This window comes from Mucilaginibacter pallidiroseus (genome assembly GCF_007846085.1).
Classification (GTDB): domain Bacteria; phylum Bacteroidota; class Bacteroidia; order Sphingobacteriales; family Sphingobacteriaceae; genus Mucilaginibacter; species Mucilaginibacter pallidiroseus.
Map to the genome: position 1 here is coordinate 65581 of NZ_VOEJ01000009.1, position 21220 is coordinate 86800.

The window sequence follows — 21220 nt, forward strand, 5'->3', positions numbered from 1 at the left end:
ACATACATAACTTTCGTGGTATCGCAAGATAAAGCGATTGTGCCAGCTGCCATTATTTAATATTTTAAAATCTGTATTTGCCATTAATGGAAGAAACCGAAGTTGTATCTCATAAGCTCCCCAACCAGGAGATCGACTATTTTAAGATAGGCAAGATCCTTATAAGCCGCTGGTATTGGATAGTGGGCTCTCTCCTGTTTTTTGTTTTAGGTTCGAACTTATACTTGTGGTATACACCTAAAATTTACGCAACAGGCGGCACCATGAAACTGGAGGAGCGCCGCTCGGAGCTTGCAGATTTATCAAACGCTTTGCCAACTACTGAGAGGGGCGTAAATCGTATATTGAGCGAGACTTCAATACTGCAAAGCCGTGCCGTTGTACTAAGGGCTATAAAAGATTTAAATTACCCGATAAGTTTTTTTGTTGAAGGCCGGGTGCGCACAAGTGAGCTTTATCCCGAAAAGCCACTTAACATCAAAATAATACAACTTGATACGCTAAATTTTTATCGTGATGTAATAACATTTAAACCCATAAACAATCGGGAATATAACCTTACGTATAAAGTGGGAGGTGCCGAGGTTAGTAAAAACTACAATTACAACACACCGGTAACTATAGCTACTACCAGCTTTTCCATAGCGCATAGTAACGTTAATAAAAAGTCTGTCTACCTTTTTAAGTTTAACTCGCCCGAAGATTTTGTTGGAAGGGTACAGGGTGGTCTGCGCGCCGGCGAAGCGGTAAAAAACTCCAATGTAATATATCTTTCATTAACGGATGCCAATCCCCGTTTCGCGGCTGATGTGCTTAACAACATCATGAAAGAGTATTTGATTAATGATCGTAACCGTAAAACGCAGTCGGCATCACAGATGATCAACTTTATTGATGAGCAGCTAAGCTACCTGTCAAACGCGGTTAAGGGTTCTGCAACTTCTATCCAAAACTTCAAGCAAAAAAACAAGTTAATGGAGGTCAGTTCATCTGCCGAGGCTGCACTTACTAAAGCAAAAGATGTTGAAAGCCAGCAATCACTTTTAAAGCTGCAGCTTTTAGCGATAAATCAGTTAAAGGAGCAGATATACAAGGAAAAAAATAATCTAACCTTAAATTTCAATGCTGCTGACGATCAGGATGCGCCCGCTATATCTAAGATAGTTGAAGATCTGGACAAGTTACTCAATCAACGTACCGACCTGTTAAAGACTTACACGCCTACGTCAGCGCCTATCGAGGAAATAAACCGCAATATACTGCGCATAAAAAGTAATGCGCTTGATATATTAGCATCTGCCGAGGGGCGTATAAAACGTACACTTAGTTTTTTAAACGGTCAGCTATCTGAAGTAAACCAGCGAATTGCCACCTTTCCCGTAGCAGAGCGGCAATCAATAGATCTGCAACGCAGTTTTGAGATTAATGAGAAGGTGTACTCCTTTCTGTCAGAAAAGAAGCTTGAGTCGCAGATAGGCCGTGCCGGAATCTTACCAAGCGCAACCATAGTTGAACAGGCACAACCTAATTATTCGCCGGTTTCGCCAAATGAACGCAGCATACACCGTACTGCCATTATATTGGGGTTAGGTGTTGGCTTGGGGCTAATTATACTCATCAGGGTTTTAAACCCTTACATCTATGATAAGGAAACTATTGAGAGCCTTACATCAATTCCAATAATTGGTGTTATACGTAAGTTTCCGGAAAAGATAGATGAAGATAATGTTCAGGTTTTGGCGCTAAGTAAACCCAAATCAATCTTCGCAGAGTCGGTGCGTTCGGTACGTACCAATCTTAATTTCCTTGCTTCCGAGAAGCAAAGCAAAGTAATTTGCGTCACATCAGAAGTTGCAGGGGAAGGTAAGTCGTTTGTTACGGTAAACCTCTCCAGTACGTTGTCGCTTATTGATAAAAAGGTGATATTAATAGCTGCGGACTTACGTCGGTCAAGGCTGCACCAAACCTTTAGAGTACCCAATGATAAAGGCTTAAGTACTTACCTGTCCAATCAATCAACCCTTGATGAGATCATTTTAAAATCTGATCAGGAGAATTTAGACTTTATGGTTTCAGGCCCGGTGCCCCCTAACCCATCTGAGCTACTGCACACCGAAAAGATGACGCAGTTAGTTAAATATCTTTCTACTATATACGACGTGGTCATGATAGATACTGCGCCAATAGGTTTGGTATCAGATTCGATACCGCTCATCAGGCTTAGCGATATTAATATTTTTGTGATAAGATCAGGAAAATCAAAGTTCTACTCGGCTACCATACCGCAGCGCATAGCGCAGGAGTACAATCTTAATAATACGGTAATTGTTTTAAACGCCTTTGCCGAAGATATACTGCATTCAAGGTATTACACTACTAAGTTTACCGGCGAAGGATATGGCAACAGGTATTATTACTATTCCGACTATTCGGGTTACGAATCATCGGGTTATTATGTAGATAGTGAGAAGAAAAAATGGTGGAGTTTAAGCCGTTGGCTTAAATAGTGCGCGAAGCTGTTTGCAGATGAATCTTAAACTTAATTCAGCAGAGCTCAAATGGTATCCGGTATACACGCATGCAAGGGCGGAAAAGAAAGCTTATGAGGCGCTTGTGAAAAAAGGTGTTACTGCTTATTTACCGTTGCAAAAAAGCCTTAAACAGTGGAGCGATCGCAAAAAATGGGTGGAAGAACCGCTTATTAAGTCTTATTTATTTGTTAAAATTGCTGAAGCGAACATGGCCGAAGTGTTGATGACAAAAGGCGTTGCGCGTTTTTTGTATTTTGGAGGGCGCATAACACCTATGCCTGACAAACAGATAGAAGATCTTAAATTGCTAATGGCAAGTTCTGTTGAACTTGAAGTAACTGACGAAAATTTGCAACCGGGAGAAAAGATAAAAATAAAGGCCGGCCCGCTGAAAGGCATAACCGGCGAAATGATATCATACCGGTCGCAAAAGCAACTTTTAATACGATTAGAAGATATAGGGTGCTCCATTGTAGTGAATATGGCGGCATCATTTGTAAGCAGATTTTAAAGGCAGCAAAAGCCTTTAATAAATAATTGAAAATAAATAAGTTACTAAATTAAAATGTAACTTACCGGGCGAAGCTATGCCCACCTCATGTGCAGAATAGCAGGAATAATAAGTAATAGTTTTTCGTCAACCACCCTTAAGGAGAAGGTGCAGGCCATGTGTACCAGCATGTGCCATGGCGGTCCTGACGACGAGGGAGTAATAGCTCATGAAAATGCCAATCTTGTATTCGGACATAGGCGGCTTTCAATAATCGATTTAAGCGGAGCAGGCCATCAGCCTATGGCAGACGTAAACGAACTGGCCTTAATAACCTTTAACGGCGAGATATACAACTACCGTGAGCTTAAAGCAGAATTGCAAGGCTTTGGGGCTGTATTTCAAAACCAAACCGATACAGAGGTTATTTTGCAAGCATATCTGAAGTGGGGAATAGATTGCTTCTCTAAATTCAGGGGGATTTTTGCATTTGCGTTATTCGACATTAAAAAAAGCACCACCTATCTTGTAAGAGATGCTAATGGTGTTAAGCCGCTGTACTATTATCATAACGACGAGGTGTTTGCATTCGCTTCGGAAATCAAGGCATTTATTAGAGCCGGTGTAACCCATCAGCATGATGAGCGATGGCCAATCTGGCTTTTGGCTTTTGGTAATATACCGGAGCCCTATACAACGCTTAAAAATGTGTTCAGCCTACCCAAAGGGAGCTATTTAAGTTATAGCCTGGAGAAAGGCCCTTCAATAAATAGTTACGAGAATGTTGCACATAATCACCTTTTAGTTGATGAAAGAGAGGCGCAGGAAGGCATCTGCCATCACCTGAACAATGCCGTTAAAAGACAACTTATATCCGACGCTCCAATTGGTGTGTTTTTAAGCGGCGGCACCGATTCAAGCATACTCACTTTGCTTGCCGCAAAGCAACATAATAAGCCGGTTAAAACCATCTCACTTTTTTTTAATGAGAAGGAATATGATGAAAGCCGGTATCAAACGCTGGTGGCCGGAAAGCTTCCTAAAGATGACTTTCACAGCCACCTTACAACCAGCCAGGATTTTGACACGCATTTGCCGCAAATAATTGGCGCTATGGATATGCCTACAACTGATGGTATAAACAGTTGGTTCATTAGCAAATATGCAAGTGAAACCGGTTTCAAAGCGGTACTGTCGGGCATTGGTGCCGACGAATTATTTGGCGGATATCCTTCTTTTGAAAGAATAAGCTACCTGCGATATGCGCGCATGTTTCCAAAAAACATCTATTGGCTTACTAACTTGTTACAAAACAACAAATTAAAGCGCCTTTTATATCTTCAACAAAGCAATACAGCAGCCGATTATCTTTTTCTGCGTGGGTTGTTCACCCCTGTAGATATTGCCAAACTGTTAAACACTACTGAGCAGCAAGCAAATGATGTGTTGTTTAAAAGCTTTGATTTCCCAATAAAAAAGGATTACAATAAGTTGGATGCCGCATGGTTTGAGAAAGAGCTGTACATGCAAAACCAACTGTTGAGGGATACTGACGTAATGAGTATGCGTCATGGGCTTGAAGTACGTGTGCCTTTTCTTGATGAGGATTTCCAGACATATGTAAACAGCATAACACCGGCCGTTCGCTTTAAAGGCCCGAGGCCAAAGCAACTGTTGATTGATAGTTTCCGAGACATTTTGCCTAATGATGTGTGGAGCCGTAAAAAAATGGGATTTAGCTTTCCGCTGCAGGAGTGGATGGGTAAAAACCAACAGGTTACCAATGAGGAGCATTACAAGGGTACTGCAGCCAAACAGGCAATAAATAAATTTAAGCAGGGAAAAATACACTGGTCAAGAGCATTTGCATTGTACCAAGTTCAAAAACATGTCTAAAAAGGTTTCCCTTTTATCGTTGCATACTTTTAGCGTAACCGGCGGAATTCAAAAAATGACCCGTATAATGGCTCATTCGCTTTACAGCATATGCAAAGAGCAGGGTTGGGATTTTAAGTTATCGTCTTTATATGATATTGACGACGATCATCAGGAACAATATATACCCCGCAAAAACTATAAGGGTTATCAGCACAGCTTTGTAAGGTTTATTGCTGATACCATTTTCAAGGAGAAGCCGGATATAATGATTCTCACGCATGTACATTTATCGGTCATAGGGCTTTTAAATATTTTGATTAATCCGAAGTGTAAAATATGGCTCGTAGCGCACGGAGTTGAAGTATGGCGACCGTTCAATTTACAGAAAAGGCTTTTGCTTAAACGTTGCGACAAAATAATCTGCGTCAGCAGTTACACCAAACAGGAAATGTGCAGGAGGCACAATGTATCACCGCACTTTTGCGAGGTTGTAAACAACGTAATTGATCCGTTTTTTAACCCACCTGCTACCTTCGAGAGGCCGCATAGATTGCTATACAAATATTCGATTGATGCATCACACACAATATTGTTCTCATTAACGCGCCTTGCATCATCAGAAAAGTATAAGGGGCACGATAATGTTATCAGGGCGGTAAGTAAATTAAAAAACAGCTACCCAAATTTAAGATACGTGCTTGCCGGTAAATATGATGAAATGGAAGGCCGCCGTGTTAAAGACATGATTACAAATCTTGGTGTGGAAAAAGAAGTAATCATGACGGGGTTTATTGAAGACCGTGACCTTACCGACCATTTTCTCCTTGCCGATCTGTTCGTGCTTCCAAGTAAAAAGGAGGGATTTGGTATAGTTTTTATTGAGGCACTCGCCTGCGGGTTACCTGTAGTTTGCGGTAATGCCGATGGCAGCATGGATGCTATACGCAACGGCGAACTTGGCACAGCAATAAATCCTGATTCGGAGCAGGAACTTGAAGAAGAAATTATAAGAGCCATAAACGCGAGGCCAAGCAGCCAATACAGGAGGCATCTACAACAGCAGTGCCTTGCACACTTTGGTGAAACGCAATACATCAATCACCTGCAACAATTGCTTACTATTAGCCTGAACAATACTATCAATACCAAAAGCCAGGTAAATAATGAGTAGTGTGATACAGGTGCAAAATTTATCAAAAGCCTATCAACTCGGCACAATTGGTACTGGCACCATATCTCGCGACTTGGAACGCTACTGGGCCAAAGTTCGGCGCAAAGAAGACCCATTTACTATAGTAGGCGAAGTTAACGACCGCACCATAAAAGGCAATAGCGACGTGGTATGGAGCTTAAATAACTTATCGTTTAATATTGAGCAGGGCGATGCGGTGGGTATAATTGGCCGCAACGGCGCCGGTAAAAGCACGCTGCTTAAAATTATGAGCCGTATTACATCACCAACCACAGGCTCAATTAAAATCAAAGGGCGCGTAGCAAGTTTACTTGAAGTAGGCACAGGCTTCCATCCCGAATTAACCGGACGTGAAAATATTTATTTAAATGGCGCTATTTTAGGTATGCGCAAGGCAGAGATTAAAAAAAAGTTTGATGAGATTGTAGATTTTTCGGGTGTTGAGCGCTATGTTGACACACCAGTAAAACGGTACTCTTCGGGCATGTACGTGCGCCTTGCATTTGCGGTAGCCGCGAATCTGGAATCCGAAATATTAATTATTGATGAGGTGTTGTCTGTAGGTGATGCTGAGTTCCAGAAAAAGTGCCTTGGCAAAATGGGCGATGTGCGTAAAGGCGAAGGCCGTACCATTTTATTTGTAAGTCACAACATGGCAGCCGTTAAAACGCTTTGTAATACCGGCATGGTACTGGTGAATGGCCAGCTCATTTACACGGGCGGCCAGACAGATTCGATACACACGTATCTGTCGAATAACAACGTACAGATGAGCTTTACGCATGCCGGCGATATGGCCACTGCGCCTGGTAATGAAAATATAAGAGTGCTTAGCTTTACTGTAAAGCCGAATAACGCCCCAATAATATCTATATCCACTGGGCTGACTTTCGAGATGACTTTTTTTAACGCTCATGCTGGCATCAACCTGGATGCAACATTTGAGCTAAAAAATGGCGACGAGATTCCGGTATTTCATAACGGCGTGCTGATATCTACTGATAACGATTCCCGCAGGGGGCTTTACACAGTAAAATGTAGCCTTCCACCCTATTTGCTTAATGCCGGTAATTACACATTTAAAATCATTTTTGGTCAAAATCAACGTTTTGAGCTTTTCAGCGCTGATGATTTTATCCGCTTTGAAGTAGCTAACGAAAGCAAGGGCAGCAATAACTACATCGCGCCAGGTGTAATACATCCAAAGCTTGACTTTGATGTAAGTTATCAATCGTAATATGCATCAGCCGCATATCATACAATTACCAAAAATATTAGATGACCGGGGTAACCTGTCGTTTATTGAGGAAAACACGCATATTCCCTTTAAAATAGAACGCACATATTGGATATACGATGTACCCGGGGGCGAAAGAAGAGGCGGGCACGCCTATCATAATCTGCAGGAATTTGTGGTAGCACTCAGCGGGAGTTTTGACGTGGTTTTGCATGATGGCGAACGCGAATTAAGGTATCACCTTAACCGCTCATATTACGGGCTTTACATACCAAAAATGATGTGGCGTGAAATTGAAAACTTTTCAACCAACTCCTTAGCCGTTATACTGGCCGATGATAAATATGACGCAGATGCATACATCCGCGATTTTGATGAGTTTTTAAAGCTCAAAAGCAATGACAGGTAAAGGTACCACTGTTTTTGATTGCAATGTTATTCAATTGCCCCGCATACAAAACCGTGCAGGCAATATTACTCCTGTTGAGAATGGATTAAACATACCGTTTGATGTAAAGCGCATCTATTATCTTTACGATATACCCAGCGATGCCTCAAGAGCTTCGCATGGGCATAAAGAACTACAGCAAGTTATTATAGCCGCCAGCGGAAGTTTTGAAGTGAGCTTAAGCGATGGTATAAATAAAAAAATAATACAGCTTAACAGGCCTTACGTTGGTATTCATATCCAGCCTGGCATATGGCGTGATATAACCAACTTTTCATCGGGAGCTATTTGTTTGGTGCTGGCATCATTGCCATACAATGAGGCCGATTATTTGAGGGAGTATCAAAATTTCTTGTCGTTTAAAGGATTATGATTGAGGTGCCATTTACTCAGTACGGACTTAAATTCAGGTTTGTCGAAGAAACGGATGCTGAATTTATTCTCTCACTTAGAACGGATCCAAAACTAAGCCGTTACCTTTCAGATACAGATGCAGATATCGACAAGCAAATAAAATGGATCAAAGCTTACAAAGCGAGAGAGGCGAACAATACTGAGTACTACTTTATGTACACTGACGGGAACGATCAGCCACTTGGCCTTTGCAGGTTATACAATGTTGATCCTGTTACAAAATCTTACACTTCGGGTAGTTGGTTGGCGAAGTCAGGCATAGATGTTTTGATTTCAATAAAGGCAGATTTAGTTTTAATGCAACTGGCCTTCGAAACGCTTGATCTGAAAATCTGTAATATCGATGTACGGAAAGACAATAAAAAGATGCTGCGATATCATAAGCAGTTCTTTAACATCACACATGAAGATGATGGTAACGTATACCTTAAAATGGATTATAACGACTTTAAAAAAAAAGAACTATACCTTAAAAGCATAATTACACCTAAAAGCAATTAAAATGGACATAGAAACATTTATAGGCGAATTTGCAGAACAGTTTGATGAGATATCAACTGAATCATTTGGCCCGGAAACACAATTCAAGGAAAACGATGAGTGGAGTTCAATGACTGCCTTATCTATCATTGCAATGGTTGATCAAAATTATGCTGTACGTTTAACAGGCGATGACATCAGAAACTCTACTACCATACAGCATATCTACGATATAGTAGCATCACGCGTAGCATAAATGGCATTTTTATCCATCAGGAATGTCGAGTTAAAGGGCGTGGCAGCTTGTGTGCCAGCCAACGTTGAGGAAAATATAGCCCTCAGCAATATACCTGATGTAGAAAAACTGATCAAGACAACAGGTGTTGAACGCAAGCGTAAAGTTACCCCAGGTATTTGCACCTCTGATTTGTGCTTCGAAGCAGCTGAAAAGCTGATATCCGAGTTGAATTGGAATAAGGCAGATATACAAGCACTTATATTTGTAACCCAAACGCCTGACTTTATTGTGCCGGCAACCTCGTGCATCTTGCAAGATCGTCTCGCACTGCCTGTCGATTGCTTAACACTTGATATTTCATTAGGATGTTCGGGCTTTGTGTATGGTTTAAGTACGTTAGCAAGCTACATGCAAAACGGCATGATCACGAAGGCATTGCTCTTGGCCGGAGACACATCGTCCATGACCTGCTCCGTAAATGACAAAAGTACTTATCCCTTATTTGGAGATGCCGGTACAGCCACAGCGCTGGAGTATGTTGAAGGGAGTGAAGGATTTAAATTTCACTTAGGCAGCGATGGGCGCGGTTTTAAAGACATCATTATAAACGATGGCGGATACCGCAACCAAGTGAATGCCGATTCATTGTATGAAACAACCGTTTCAGAAGGAATAAGTCGTAACAGCCTGCAATTATCGCTGGATGGAATGAATGTATTTTCGTTCGGCATATCAAAAGCTCCCGAAAGCGTAAATCTTCTCATCGAAAAATTCAGTATTGATAAGGCTGCCGTTAACTTCGCATTTTTTCATCAGGCCAATAAAATGATGAACGACCGTATTCGCAAAAAGCTGCAGTTTGAAGAAGAGCAGGTGCCATCATCATTAAAGGATTTCGGAAACACAAGCAGTGCAAGTATCCCATTAACAATGGTAACCCAAACTGCTGCACAACTGCAAACGGGTGAACAGCATATCATAGCATGCGGGTTTGGTGTGGGCCTTTCATGGGCAAGTATGTACTGCAAAACTAAATTGCTGGTTATACCACAATTATTAATACATGATTAATCCTTTTTCGCTAAACGGAAAAAATATTTTAGTAACCGGCGCTTCGTCTGGCATAGGCAAACAAATTGCTTTGTCGGCTGCGCAAATGGGTGCAGCAATACATATAACCGGACGCGATGAGGCCCGTTTAAATGGAACTTTAGAAGCGCTAACCGGCGCAGGGCATAGCAGCAAAATAGCAGACCTTACCATAGAAGAGCATCTTGACCAGCTTGTGGCTAATAGCCCAAAGCTTGACGGCCTGGTGTTATCGTCGGGCATTGTAAAAACTTTACCTTTTAAATTTGTAACAAATACCGAACTTGATACCATAATGCAGGCAAATTTTTACGCGCCGGTTATGCTGTTAAATAAACTGGTGCGAAATAAAAAGCTTAATAAAAATAGTTCTGTGGTATTTATATCCTCAATTGGCGGCAACTTCATCGGCACGAAAGGTAATTCTATGTACAGTGCAGCTAAAGGCGCTATAAATGCCATGCAAAAGGTAATTGCATTAGAACTTGTGGCGCAAAAAATTCGTGTGAACAATGTGTCACCCGGCATGGTAAAAACCGAACTTATTGGCAAAGCAACCGCTTTTACGGATGAGCAATTTATGGCTGATGAAAAGAACTATCCCCTGGGATACGGCGAACCTGCCGATGTAGCAAATGCTGTGATTTATCTCTTATCAGATGCCAGCAAATGGGTTACCGGAATTTCATTGCTGCTTGATGGCGGATTCACGCTTCAATAAAAAAAATGCAGGCTTATTTAAAAGCAATTTCATACTATTTACCTGAAAAGGAAGTAACTAACGCCGAACTTGCGCAGCTATTTCCGGAATGGGGCGCCGAGAAGATTGCAAAAAAAATTGGCATCGAGACACGGCGTATAGCCGCCGACAATGAATATGCCTCGGATATGGCTGTAAAAGCTGCAGAACAGCTTTTTGCCGAGCACGCGATAGAGCGAACAGCAATTGACTTTATACTCTATTGTACGCAAAGCCCCGATCAGTTTTTGCCATCCACTGCGTGTGTCATACAAGACAGGCTTAATATTCCTGTAAGCGCAGGCGCGCTTGATTTTAACCTTGGCTGCTCGGGTTATGTTTATGGCTTAGCGGTTGCTAAGGGGCTTGTTACGGCTGGTATTGCCAGCAATATTTTACTGTTAACTGCCGAAACGTACTCAAAATTCATACATCCGGAGGACAAGGGTAATCGTACGATTTTTGGTGATGCCGCATCGGCAAGTCTGATTAGTACTGATGGCTTTGCATCGATAGGTAATTTTGATTTGGGTACCGATGGCAGAGGTGCAGGAAACTTAATGGTTAAACAGGGTGGTTTAAGATTCCCACGGGCAATAGAAGAGGCCGCCGAACCAGTTGAGGGCCGTTTCCCGGACGAATTTATATATATGAATGGCCCGGAGATATTTACATTTACATCACGCGAAATACCTGGCTTGGTAGATAGGACGTTACTAAAAAATGAGCTGAAGAAATCGGACATAGGCCAGTTTGTTCTGCACCAGGCTAATCAGTTTATGCTCGAGCACCTGCGTAAGAAGATGCACATCGGCTCGAAGCATTTTTTCATCTATATGGCTATGGTAGGTAACACCGTATCATCTACTATCCCAATAGCCTTGTATCATGCCTTGAAAGAAAAGGACACTGCTGCAGGGCAACACTGGCTGCTTGCGGGTTTTGGTGTAGGCTATTCATGGGGCGGCACAGTAATTAAGTTTGATTGATGCATAGTAGATACATTCCATTCTTTGATTTTTCATACATCAATCAACTTTTGGAAGCTGAAATAAATGAAGCTTTTCATGATTTTTATCGATCCAACTGGTACATTCTCGGCAAAAAGCTTTCATCCTTTGAAGAACAATATGCAGCTTTTTCGGGCACTCAACATTGCGTAGGCGTAGCCAACGGATTGGATGCACTCGAAATTGCTTTGAAAGTTTTGAATATTGGCCCCGGTGATGAGGTAATTGTTCCGTCGAATACATTCATTGCAACCTGGCTCGCCATCTCCCATGTTGGCGCCACCATTGTACCTGTTGAGCCATTACTTACCACAAGCAACATCGATCCATATAAAATTGAAGCGGCAATTACTGCAAAAACAAAAGCAATAATGCCGGTACACTTATATGGACAGGCTTGCCAAATGGATGAGATTATGGCGATAGCATATAAACATAAGCTACTTGTTGTTGAAGACAACGCACAAGCGCACGGTGCAACTTTTAAAGGAAAGGCAACCGGCAGTTTTGGGCATATCAACGCTACGAGTTTTTATCCTACAAAAAATTTTGGCGCACTTGGTGATGGCGGCGCACTCACGACAGATAACGCCGATTTAGCCAGGCAGGCAGCTTTGATGAGAAATTATGGATCGGAGCAAAAATACCATAATGAAATAGTGGGTTATAACTCGCGTTTAGACGAATTACAGGCTGCATTTTTATCGGTGAAATTAAGTTACCTAAAGCGTTTTACAAGCGAGCGACAAGAAGTTGCAAAGCAATATGATTTGTTGCTTGCCAATGTAAATGATATTAAGCTTACACATACAGCAGCTGGTGCCTCGCATTCCTATCACTTATATGTTATCCATATTGATAAGCGCGAGGAGTTGCAATTGTTTCTTAAAGAAAATGGTATCGAAACAGCTATACACTACCCTGTACCACCACATCTACAAAATGCGTATCAACACCTGGGTTTTAAAGTTGGCTCCTTCCCTATTGCAGAACAACTTGCCAAAACATGTTTAAGCTTGCCTATGTACCCGGGAATAACGACAAGTGACGTTGGTTACGTTACTGATACAATAAAACGGTTTTATGCCAAGGGTGCTTATAATTAGTAACCATTTACTTATGGCTGGTGCCGAAAAGTTAATTTATGAACTGGTTCATTTTTCGCACCAAAATAATTTAAAGGTTACTGTGCTGATAGCCAATAACTATAACACGGAATATTACGACCCTATACTTAAAAAAATGGGCGTTGAAGTAGTACGAACCACATTACAAGGAATATGGAAACTGCGCAATCCTGTGAATCTTATTCGCGCTTTGTATTGGAATATAAAGCTTAAATATTTTGCGCAGCGCGACTTTGAAAGCGTACAGGTAATTGGTTTATACAACGTGGTTAAGATGTTTGATGCTGTAAAACACACCAAACGTTTTTTTTGGCATGTAGAAAACCGGGTTCAGTATAACGAAAACAGGTTCATTTACCCTGAGTTTATTTTCAATAATGCGCAAGACACGATAGTCTTCATAAATGAATACCAGGCAAATGAGTTGCATAGCCAATATGCGAGTATTAAATGCAGCACGCGGGATTTTAAAATATTCTTGTCTGATATATGATTAGGGTAAATGTAGTAGCGCGCTTTAGCGATGACAAGAATTCTTTTTTTGCTTTACTTTTTGTGCTTTACAAACTCAAAGAGAAAGGCATCAACTCCATCAGCATTTTGTTTATTGGTGACATTATCAGCGAATCATTATATCGTAATACCCTTTTGCTCGCATCTATTTTAAGCGTTAGAAATATGGTTGATTTTACAAAAAAATCAATCCGCTTTATAAACATGCCTGTCGAAATTAAGCAGGGCTACTTTTTAAACTTTACTATTGGCAACTTTACCGGTTTCTCGGGAATTGAAAGTATAAACAACGGCTTTAAAACGATATTTTTAAATGCTGATAACTCGTTAAACGACGCAACCGTTTCGTCAGCATCGCAATGTAGGAATACAAACGACCTTATTGACTTGCTTGAAAACTTAACATTAGATAAGCCAAAATGGGACAAATTGATCGAAGCGGGTAATTTGGCCATGAAGCAACGCTTTATGCTTTCAGATACCGATCGAGAATCGTTGCTTGGTATACTGGCTCCTGCCTAAGTAATAACTCTTTTTGAAAGCACAAACACATATATTGTTTGCAAAGTTATTCGACTCAGGGGGAAGTAACAGTCATTTTAAGCTACTGGTTCAATACTTTACTTCAGCTAACATTGTGTTGGTATTGGAAAATAAAGACCAGTTAACATACCTGGAGAATATAACCACCGAACGGTTTAAAAAAATTAAGGTTATACCCTGGTTGCCCGCGCATGTGCAAACGCGTTATAAGCAAACTACCAATATTAAAAACATTTTGCTGCTTGCTTGCGCCTACTTAAAAATATTGCTATTAAGCATGAGGTACGGATTGAGTGATATAACAATATCTTCCGTTGAACCTGAACGGTATCTTTATTTGCTTGCCTTGCCTTTTGTACGTGTGAGATACATATTGCATAGCTTACCGGGACCAGCAATGAGCCCGTTTACAATTAACGTATGTAACGTTTTTTTAGGGGCTCGGAAACAAATCATCACCGTATCAAATTCGATGAAAAACGCAATCACCGAGAATTGGCAAATTGCTGAATCAAGAAGCAAGTACGTTAGAGTGGTATATAATTCGTTATTGGATGCGCCAAAGCAGTCCGTTCAATTACAAAGTAAAAGTTCAGACATTACCGTTATGACTTTGGGCCATGTAGACGTGCGCAAAAACCCATCTATTTGGTTTGAGGCAGCCAAAACATTGACCATCAAATATCCTTCAGTACGGTTTGAGTGGTTAGGTAATGGTCCATTATTAACCCATTTCCAAAGCTTAGCATCAGATTTCGACAACATTCACTTTTGTGGTCACTCTGTAATTGCTCAACAGCAACTGAAAACTGCGACCATTTACTACCAGCCAAGTATCATCGAGCCACAAGGCATTGCGGTATTAGAGGCTATGAACAATAAGTTGCCATGCGTGGTATCAAATGTTGGCGGGCTGCCCGAATCGGTGATTAATGGGTATAACGGCCATGTTGTATCTGCAACAGATGTTGATGAACATGTTAGAGCTATCAGCAGTCTGATTGAAGATAAGGATTTGCGTAAGCAATTTGGGGAGAATTCGTACGCGAGGTATAATGAATTATTTACATATGCATCCTTTAAAAGCAAAATGGATGCTATTTATCAATGCGCATAGACAGCACTAAAGTAACAAAGGGTGTTTCTGTGGTCATATGCTGTTACAATAGTGCGCAAAGGCTGCCGCAAACTTTAAGACACCTTGCATTGCAACAAGTCCCATCGGAAATAGATTGGGAAGTTATTGTGGTAGATAATGCATCTACAGATAATACAGCTATTATAGCGCAAGAGGAATGGCAAAAATTTGAAAGTGCCCATTTAACGTTAAAAATTGTCGGCGAGCCAAGACCGGGAAAAATAAAAGCGTTTGAAAAAGGGGTAGATGAAGCTTCTTACGAGTATATTGTGTTATGCGACGATGACAATTGGCTCAACCCAACTTATATAAAGACTGCTTTTGACATTATGCAAGCAGACAATAACATAGGTGTACTTGGTGCCAACGGTCAATTTGAACCAGAGATGCCCGTTAACGATTTTGCTGTGAAACATAGAAAAGCCTATGTTAATGGCCCTCAACCTGATGCAGAAAGCCAACATTGGGTTTACGGCGCAGGATCTGTTATTAGAAGAACTGCACTATTACAATTAAAACGACTCGGTTTTATGATGATAACGCCAGGTCGTGTTGGCAAAAAGCTCAATGGTGGGGAAGATGTTGAACTATGCTTTGCCATTTATTTAATGGGCTATAAAATTAAAGCCGATGACAGGTTGCTGTTTAGGCACTTTGTACCCCTGTCAAGACAAAATATAAAGTTTATCAATCAGCTTACTTATTGGTCGTCTTATTCAAACGTGCTGCTTTCCGGTTACTTTCATAAGCTACAGCAAAACCCTGAGCCGCTAAAGAAAGTACTTAGGCGTTGGCAACAAATATGTTTTACTAACCTCGTAAAGTTCAGGCTTATATTGCTTTATAAAAGATTTTTAAAACGAGAAGTCATCACCGAGCAGGATCAAATAAATTTAGCCAATCTTTCGGGACACACAAAGGCACTCTTTACCAGAAAGACCGATATCATTGAACACCAGGAGCATTTGCATAGCCTTGCAGCCAGGTTAAAAATATTTGATTATGCAGCTTAGTACGCCCGTTTTATTTTTAATTTTTAACCGGCCTATCCAAACTGCTCTTGTATTTGAAGCCATCAGGGAAGCCAGGCCGTCCAGGCTGTTCGTGGCGGCCGATGGACCTCGAAAAGACGTGGTGGATGAAAGGGAAAAATGTGAAGAAACACGCAAGATTGTCTTACAATCAATAGATTGGCCATGTGAAATTAATACACTATTACGTGATGAAAATCTTGGCTGCGGAAAAGCTGTGTCAAATGCAATCACTTGGTTTTTCGAAAACGTTGATGAAGGAATTATTTTAGAAGATGACTGCTTGCCTGATCAAAGCTTTTTTTTCTTTTGCGAACAAATGTTGGAAAAATACAGGTACAACAAATTGGTAATGCATATAGGTGGGTCAAGTTTCCAAGAGCTTTCCAGAAAACCTAACAGCTATTACTTTAGCCGTTATATCTTCATTTGGGGGTGGGCTACATGGAAAAGAGCTTGGGACTTATACGACTTCAACTTAAATGATAACGAAATTGTCCTCAAACACCTCGTGAGCCGCAACTTCAAAGATACATATGAAGCATCTTTTTGGAAAGACGCTTTTCAAGCTGTGATTGATAGTAATATTGATACTTGGGACTATCAGTGGACGTACACAATATTAAAAAATGAGGGATTGGGTATTACTCCAAACCTGAACTTGGTTAATAATATTGGATTTGGTCCGCTTGCTACACATACTTTGGTTCCTAATGATTTTATATCGGAAAGAAAACGTTATTCTATTAAACAAATTGATCACCCTCGAAAAGTAAAAATTCATGAGCGAGCAGATTACAATACCTACAAAAGGTTATACCAGTTTGGTAATACACGTTTTAACAGGATGAAATTTGCCGTTGGCAAACGCTTTCCTTTTATAAAGACACTTTATTTGAAAGGTTTCAAGAAATAGTGCAATTCGCCAGTCAATCAACATTACTACGATTCAAGGTTGCAAACTTCACAACGTATCTATTCAAGTCTTTTGAACAATCCGGAGCAAAATAAATTATACCCGGTCAATACTGTAGAAATAGGTCTCCTTAGTTTATTACCGCCTACGTCAAAGTTTGGCTGGCCTTGGACTATACAGACAAATCCCGAAATTTATAGCGCGAAAAAAAACTGGCCTAAAATTACGATTGTTACGCCATCTTATAATCAGGCTAACTTTTTAGAACAAACAATCCGGTCCGTTCTTTTACAAAACTATCCTAATGTAGAGTTTATAATTATTGATGGCGGCAGCACGGATGGATCGGCGGAAATTATAAAAAAGTATTCCCCCTGGATAAGCTACTGGCAAAGCGAAAAAGATGGCGGGCAGGGTAATGCCATAAACCAGGGATTTAGCCTATCATCCGGCGATATACATGCCTGGATAAATAGCGATGATTATTACACACAGGATGCTTTTTTTAAGGTTGCAAATGCGTTTATAAAACGTCGGGTCGACTTTGTTTATGGCTTTGCACAAACCTTTAATACAAGTACTAATAAAGTTGAAACAGTTAAGGTAATGCCTCATAGCGACTACTTTATAAAAATGCCTAACCTGGCTCAACCTTCTTGTTTTTGGACCAGCAAAATACATCAACCCATTTGGGAGGAACTACATTGCGCTTTGGATTACGAGTTGTGGTTACGGTTGCTTAAGGGCCAAAAGCGTAAAAGAATAAGGGAAGTACTATCTGTTGCAAACGTGCACGATGATGCCAAGACGCACGATCCTAAAATAAAAGACAGATGGCATCAGGATCATTTAAAGATTTGGTCGGAGGATGGACATGGGCCGGTTCCAGAATGGAAACGCGTTGCACTTTTGGATAGGATTAGAAAGAAAATATACCGCACTTTTAATTGGATCTAACTATTGCACTAGCATTAGATGCTTTTTAACTCCGTTTTATTCCTGCTGTTTTTTGCAATTGTAACCGTTGGTTATTATTTGCTGCCGCACAGGTTCCGCTGGATTTGGTTACTCTCGGCAAGCTGTTACTTTTATATGTACTTTAAGCCAGCTTACATTCTTATCATCTTCTTTACAATAATCATCGATTATATAGCAGGTTTACTGATTGAAAGAGCTTATGGCCAAAAACGAAAACTGCTTTTAATAACGAGCTTGTTAGCCAACATAGGAGTTCTAGCTTTTTACAAATACTATAACTTTTTAGCTGACAATGTAAATTTATTTGCAGCAAACCTTCACTTACAGCAAATGCCCCTCATTAGCCTTATATTGCCTATTGGCTTGTCTTTCCACACTTTTCAGGCTATGAGCTACACTATCGAGGTTTATAGAGGCAATCAATCTGCAGAAAGGCATCTCGGTATCTATTCGTTATATGTTTTATTTTACCCGCAAATGGTCGCCGGGCCTATAGAGCGGCCCCAGCATATTTTGCACCAGTTTTATAAAAAGATAAACTTTGATAATAAAACTTTTTTTAGCGGCCTTTTCCTAATGTCCATCGGATTTTTTAAAAAAGTAGTCATTGCCGATAGACTGGGACTTTATGTAGACCCTGTTTTTTCCGATAGTCATCATCACTCTGGCCTTGATTTACTGATTGGAACTTATTTTTTTGCGTTTCAGATATATTGTGATTTTAGCGGCTATTCTGACATTGCCATAGGCGCCGCACTTACTTTGGGAATTCAACTAATGCAAAACTTTAACACACCATATCTTTCCAAGAATATCCCGGAATTTTGGAAACGTTGGCACATTTCGCTTTCGACATGGTTTCGCGACTATGTTTATATCCCTTTAGGCGGCAACAGAAAGGGATTTTACTTCACTTGCATTAATTTGCTGATCGTTTTTTTACTAAGTGGTCTGTGGCACGGAGCCGACTGGAAATATGTAGTATGGGGGGCAATACACGGCATTTTTTTGATTGGCTATCAGTTATTAAACAAGTATAATGTAACCATTAAAACATACAGGCCGATTAACTTGATATTTACCTTTAACTTGGTATGCCTTGCATGGATATTTTTTAGGGCCAAATCGGTAGTTGATGCTACCTATATTTTAACGAAAATATTCTCAGGTAGTTATGTGTACACCGCAGCAAGCACGATGCTTACTCCCGAAATTTTTTACTGCGCTACTCTGATACTGATTTTGCTGGGCGGAGAAAGGTATCTAAAAAAACATCAATTTGCTATATCAACAAAACTTGCTGTAACAGCAGTATTGATAATTGCCTGCTATTTGTTTGGGGTCTTCAATGAATCTCAATTTATTTATTTTCAATTTTAGTTGAAAAAAAGCTGTGGAATCTTTATTCTATTGATAAGTATGATCATCCTCATTACAGGAATGAATCAATCGTTTATTAATAAGATAAAATCTGAAAAATATTTTTATCATTTAAGGCCAAGAGCGCTTCATCCATCGCTTTACAATAACTTATTTCTGGAAAGCGACAGGTGGCGTTACGGTGACTTATACGGACTTTGCTACTTACATAGGTATAAAATTGCTTTAGAACCCTTTACCAAGTATCCGACACCAAGAAATAAAAACGAAAACAACCGGGCTCTCTATATCATTGGCGATAGCTTTTTGGCAGATAAAGAATTAAATGGCGCATTTGACGCTTTCGACTATGTCGTCTTTTTAGATCGGCGGTTTCCATTTGGCGCTATTAAATTAGATACTGCTTTAGATAACTATCTTATTTTAGAGTTCGCCGAGCGTAATCTTGCTCAATATTATAAGAAGACAAGCCCTGGAATAAAGTTGCCCATTGGTGAAAAGCAGCTGAACATAACTAAGAGTGCCTCTGAAAACTCGTCCAAAAAAGATTTAAAAGGCAAATCAATAACATCCAGGATTCACGACATCATCTTCAATAAAGATCTGGATCGGAACCTCCAACTGCTGATTTTTGACAATAAATATTTAACTCCAGTTAAAGAGTTAAAGGCGCAGATAAACTATACGCTTTTTAACCGCCTACCTGCTGATGTGTCTGAGAGCACATCTAAGGACCGACTTTTTCTGGGTATTACTGTTGATACAAGCAGCAACCAATCTGCTATGAGGCAAATATCAGATTCAAATGTAAACAAGATATGCAGGGCCCTTAGATTTGATTATAACTACTATAGAGAGATAGGCTTTAAGGACGTGGCCATATCAATTGTACCCAACCCTGTTAGCATTTATAACAATGACTCAGGAAAATATAATCATCTTCTTGAACGAATTGAATCTCAAGTGCACGTACCTGTTATAAGCGTTTACGATACCTTTAAATCTGAAAAGCAAAATTTATATTACAGGAGTGATGCTCATTGGAATCCTAAGGGAATGAATCTTTGGGTAGAGAAAACAAACATGTTTTTTAATGAAAGTTTGATTAGTGGCTCGTCAAGTGAAAAGTAAGAAGTGAGACAACAAAATTTACAAAGGCTGAATAATTCCGAGGTAAGTAATAGGCATTCAAATTATTTGCATTATGTATCATATCACCGTGAGCTATTTAAAGCAATTAAAATTTTTGCAACCGGAAGATTACTTGATATAGGATGCGGTAATAAACCGTACCAAGACATTATCAATCTAAACATTTCTGAGTATGTCGGCTGTGACATCATACAGTCAAGTGACAACCTCGTGGATATAATATGCAAAGCAAATGAGATACCTGTCTTTAATAATACTTTCGACACAGTTATCTCAACACAAACAATAGAGCATGTTGAAGACCATCAAGGTTTAGTAAACGAAGCATTCAGAGTACTTAAACTTGGTGGACATTTTATTTTAAGTGGGCCTATGTACTGGCCTCTGCATGAAGAGCCTTACGACTTTTTTAGATTTACCAAGCATGGGCTAAAGTACATCGTAGAAAAGGCCGGCTTTGAGGTAATCGAGATAAATGCGAATGGGGGAAAATGGTCTGTCGCCGGACAGGCATTTCTACACGCGCTTTATCCTCAAGTTTATGGGATAAAGGGTTTAAAGGGGAAATTTATTAGAGCTTGCATTAAACTTATAGGTGGAATTAAATCTATAAATAGATTTTTCTTATACCTTGATAATAAATATTGTGATGAGGCAAATACCATGAACTACGTGTTAGTTGCTAAAAAAATATAA

Annotated in this window: 22 protein-coding genes; all 22 read left to right on the plus strand. The window is 40.1% G+C overall.

Annotated elements, in window-relative coordinates:
• Positions 1-86: 86 nt before the first annotated feature.
• The 22 genes from FPZ43_RS16990 to FPZ43_RS17095 all read left to right on the plus strand — a co-directional run bounded on the left by FPZ43_RS16990 (position 87) and on the right by FPZ43_RS17095 (position 21220).
• Positions 87-2507, plus strand: coding sequence for a polysaccharide biosynthesis tyrosine autokinase (locus FPZ43_RS16990; RefSeq protein ID WP_146383136.1), 2421 nt, complete (start codon positions 87-89; stop codon positions 2505-2507).
• A gap of 19 nt (positions 2508-2526) precedes the next feature.
• Positions 2527-3042, plus strand: a complete 516-nt coding sequence (locus tag FPZ43_RS16995) for a UpxY family transcription antiterminator (RefSeq protein WP_146383137.1) — start codon at positions 2527-2529, stop codon at positions 3040-3042.
• Between the two features lie 87 nt (positions 3043-3129).
• Positions 3130-4917, plus strand: coding sequence for an asparagine synthase (glutamine-hydrolyzing) (asnB, locus tag FPZ43_RS17000; RefSeq protein ID WP_146383138.1), 1788 nt, complete (start codon positions 3130-3132; stop codon positions 4915-4917).
• Positions 4910-6070, plus strand: coding sequence for a glycosyltransferase family 4 protein (locus tag FPZ43_RS17005; protein ID WP_146383139.1), 1161 nt, complete (start codon positions 4910-4912; stop codon positions 6068-6070). The genes asnB and FPZ43_RS17005 overlap by 8 nt, the downstream gene beginning before the upstream one ends.
• The gene (locus FPZ43_RS19610) at positions 6063-7328 is read left to right on the plus strand and encodes an ABC transporter ATP-binding protein (RefSeq protein ID WP_146383140.1); all 1266 of its coding nucleotides are present in this window, start codon (positions 6063-6065) and stop codon (positions 7326-7328) included. The genes FPZ43_RS17005 and FPZ43_RS19610 overlap by 8 nt, the downstream gene beginning before the upstream one ends.
• Before the next feature lies 1 nt (position 7329).
• Positions 7330-7737, plus strand: a complete 408-nt coding sequence (locus tag FPZ43_RS17015) for a sugar 3,4-ketoisomerase (RefSeq protein WP_146383141.1) — start codon at positions 7330-7332, stop codon at positions 7735-7737.
• Positions 7727-8149 (plus strand): sugar 3,4-ketoisomerase, encoded by a 423-nt coding sequence (locus FPZ43_RS17020; RefSeq protein ID WP_146383142.1) that lies wholly within the window; start codon positions 7727-7729, stop codon positions 8147-8149. The genes FPZ43_RS17015 and FPZ43_RS17020 overlap by 11 nt, the downstream gene beginning before the upstream one ends.
• A complete protein-coding gene (locus FPZ43_RS17025) occupies positions 8146-8691 on the plus strand; it encodes a GNAT family N-acetyltransferase (protein ID WP_146383143.1) in 546 nt (181 codons plus the stop codon). The genes FPZ43_RS17020 and FPZ43_RS17025 overlap by 4 nt, the downstream gene beginning before the upstream one ends.
• 1 nt (position 8692) lies before the next feature.
• On the plus strand, positions 8693-8926 hold the full coding sequence (locus FPZ43_RS17030) for an acyl carrier protein (protein ID WP_146383144.1): 234 nt from the start codon (positions 8693-8695) through the stop codon (positions 8924-8926).
• Positions 8927-9979 (plus strand): 3-oxoacyl-ACP synthase III family protein, encoded by a 1053-nt coding sequence (locus tag FPZ43_RS17035; RefSeq protein WP_146383145.1) that lies wholly within the window; start codon positions 8927-8929, stop codon positions 9977-9979.
• On the plus strand, positions 9972-10718 hold the full coding sequence (locus FPZ43_RS17040) for an SDR family NAD(P)-dependent oxidoreductase (protein ID WP_146383146.1): 747 nt from the start codon (positions 9972-9974) through the stop codon (positions 10716-10718). The genes FPZ43_RS17035 and FPZ43_RS17040 overlap by 8 nt, the downstream gene beginning before the upstream one ends.
• A 5-nt stretch (positions 10719-10723) precedes the next feature.
• Complete coding sequence (locus FPZ43_RS17045) at positions 10724-11725, plus strand: ketoacyl-ACP synthase III (protein WP_146383147.1); 1002 nt, start codon at positions 10724-10726, stop codon at positions 11723-11725.
• Complete coding sequence (locus FPZ43_RS17050) at positions 11725-12852, plus strand: DegT/DnrJ/EryC1/StrS family aminotransferase (RefSeq protein WP_146383148.1); 1128 nt, start codon at positions 11725-11727, stop codon at positions 12850-12852. Before FPZ43_RS17045 ends, FPZ43_RS17050 begins: the two co-directional genes overlap by 1 nt.
• Positions 12853-12865: 13 nt before the next feature.
• A complete protein-coding gene (locus FPZ43_RS17055; RefSeq protein WP_146383149.1) occupies positions 12866-13366 on the plus strand; it encodes a glycosyltransferase family protein in 501 nt (166 codons plus the stop codon).
• Complete coding sequence (locus tag FPZ43_RS17060) at positions 13363-13908, plus strand: hypothetical protein (protein ID WP_146383150.1); 546 nt, start codon at positions 13363-13365, stop codon at positions 13906-13908. The genes FPZ43_RS17055 and FPZ43_RS17060 overlap by 4 nt, the downstream gene beginning before the upstream one ends.
• Positions 13909-14401: 493 nt before the next feature.
• Positions 14402-15046 (plus strand): glycosyltransferase family 4 protein, encoded by a 645-nt coding sequence (locus FPZ43_RS19350; RefSeq protein ID WP_186461876.1) that lies wholly within the window; start codon positions 14402-14404, stop codon positions 15044-15046.
• Positions 15037-16080 (plus strand): glycosyltransferase, encoded by a 1044-nt coding sequence (locus FPZ43_RS17070; RefSeq protein ID WP_146383152.1) that lies wholly within the window; start codon positions 15037-15039, stop codon positions 16078-16080. The genes FPZ43_RS19350 and FPZ43_RS17070 overlap by 10 nt, the downstream gene beginning before the upstream one ends.
• Positions 16070-17014 (plus strand): nucleotide-diphospho-sugar transferase, encoded by a 945-nt coding sequence (locus FPZ43_RS17075; RefSeq protein ID WP_146383153.1) that lies wholly within the window; start codon positions 16070-16072, stop codon positions 17012-17014. The genes FPZ43_RS17070 and FPZ43_RS17075 overlap by 11 nt, the downstream gene beginning before the upstream one ends.
• 72 nt (positions 17015-17086) lie before the next feature.
• A complete protein-coding gene (locus FPZ43_RS17080) occupies positions 17087-17971 on the plus strand; it encodes a glycosyltransferase family 2 protein (RefSeq protein WP_222430995.1) in 885 nt (294 codons plus the stop codon).
• A gap of 351 nt (positions 17972-18322) precedes the next feature.
• A complete protein-coding gene (locus FPZ43_RS17085) occupies positions 18323-19372 on the plus strand; it encodes an MBOAT family O-acyltransferase (RefSeq protein ID WP_261381122.1) in 1050 nt (349 codons plus the stop codon).
• Between the two features lie 39 nt (positions 19373-19411).
• On the plus strand, positions 19412-20503 hold the full coding sequence (locus FPZ43_RS17090; RefSeq protein WP_146383155.1) for a hypothetical protein: 1092 nt from the start codon (positions 19412-19414) through the stop codon (positions 20501-20503).
• A gap of 3 nt (positions 20504-20506) precedes the next feature.
• Complete coding sequence (locus tag FPZ43_RS17095) at positions 20507-21220, plus strand: class I SAM-dependent methyltransferase (protein WP_146383156.1); 714 nt, start codon at positions 20507-20509, stop codon at positions 21218-21220.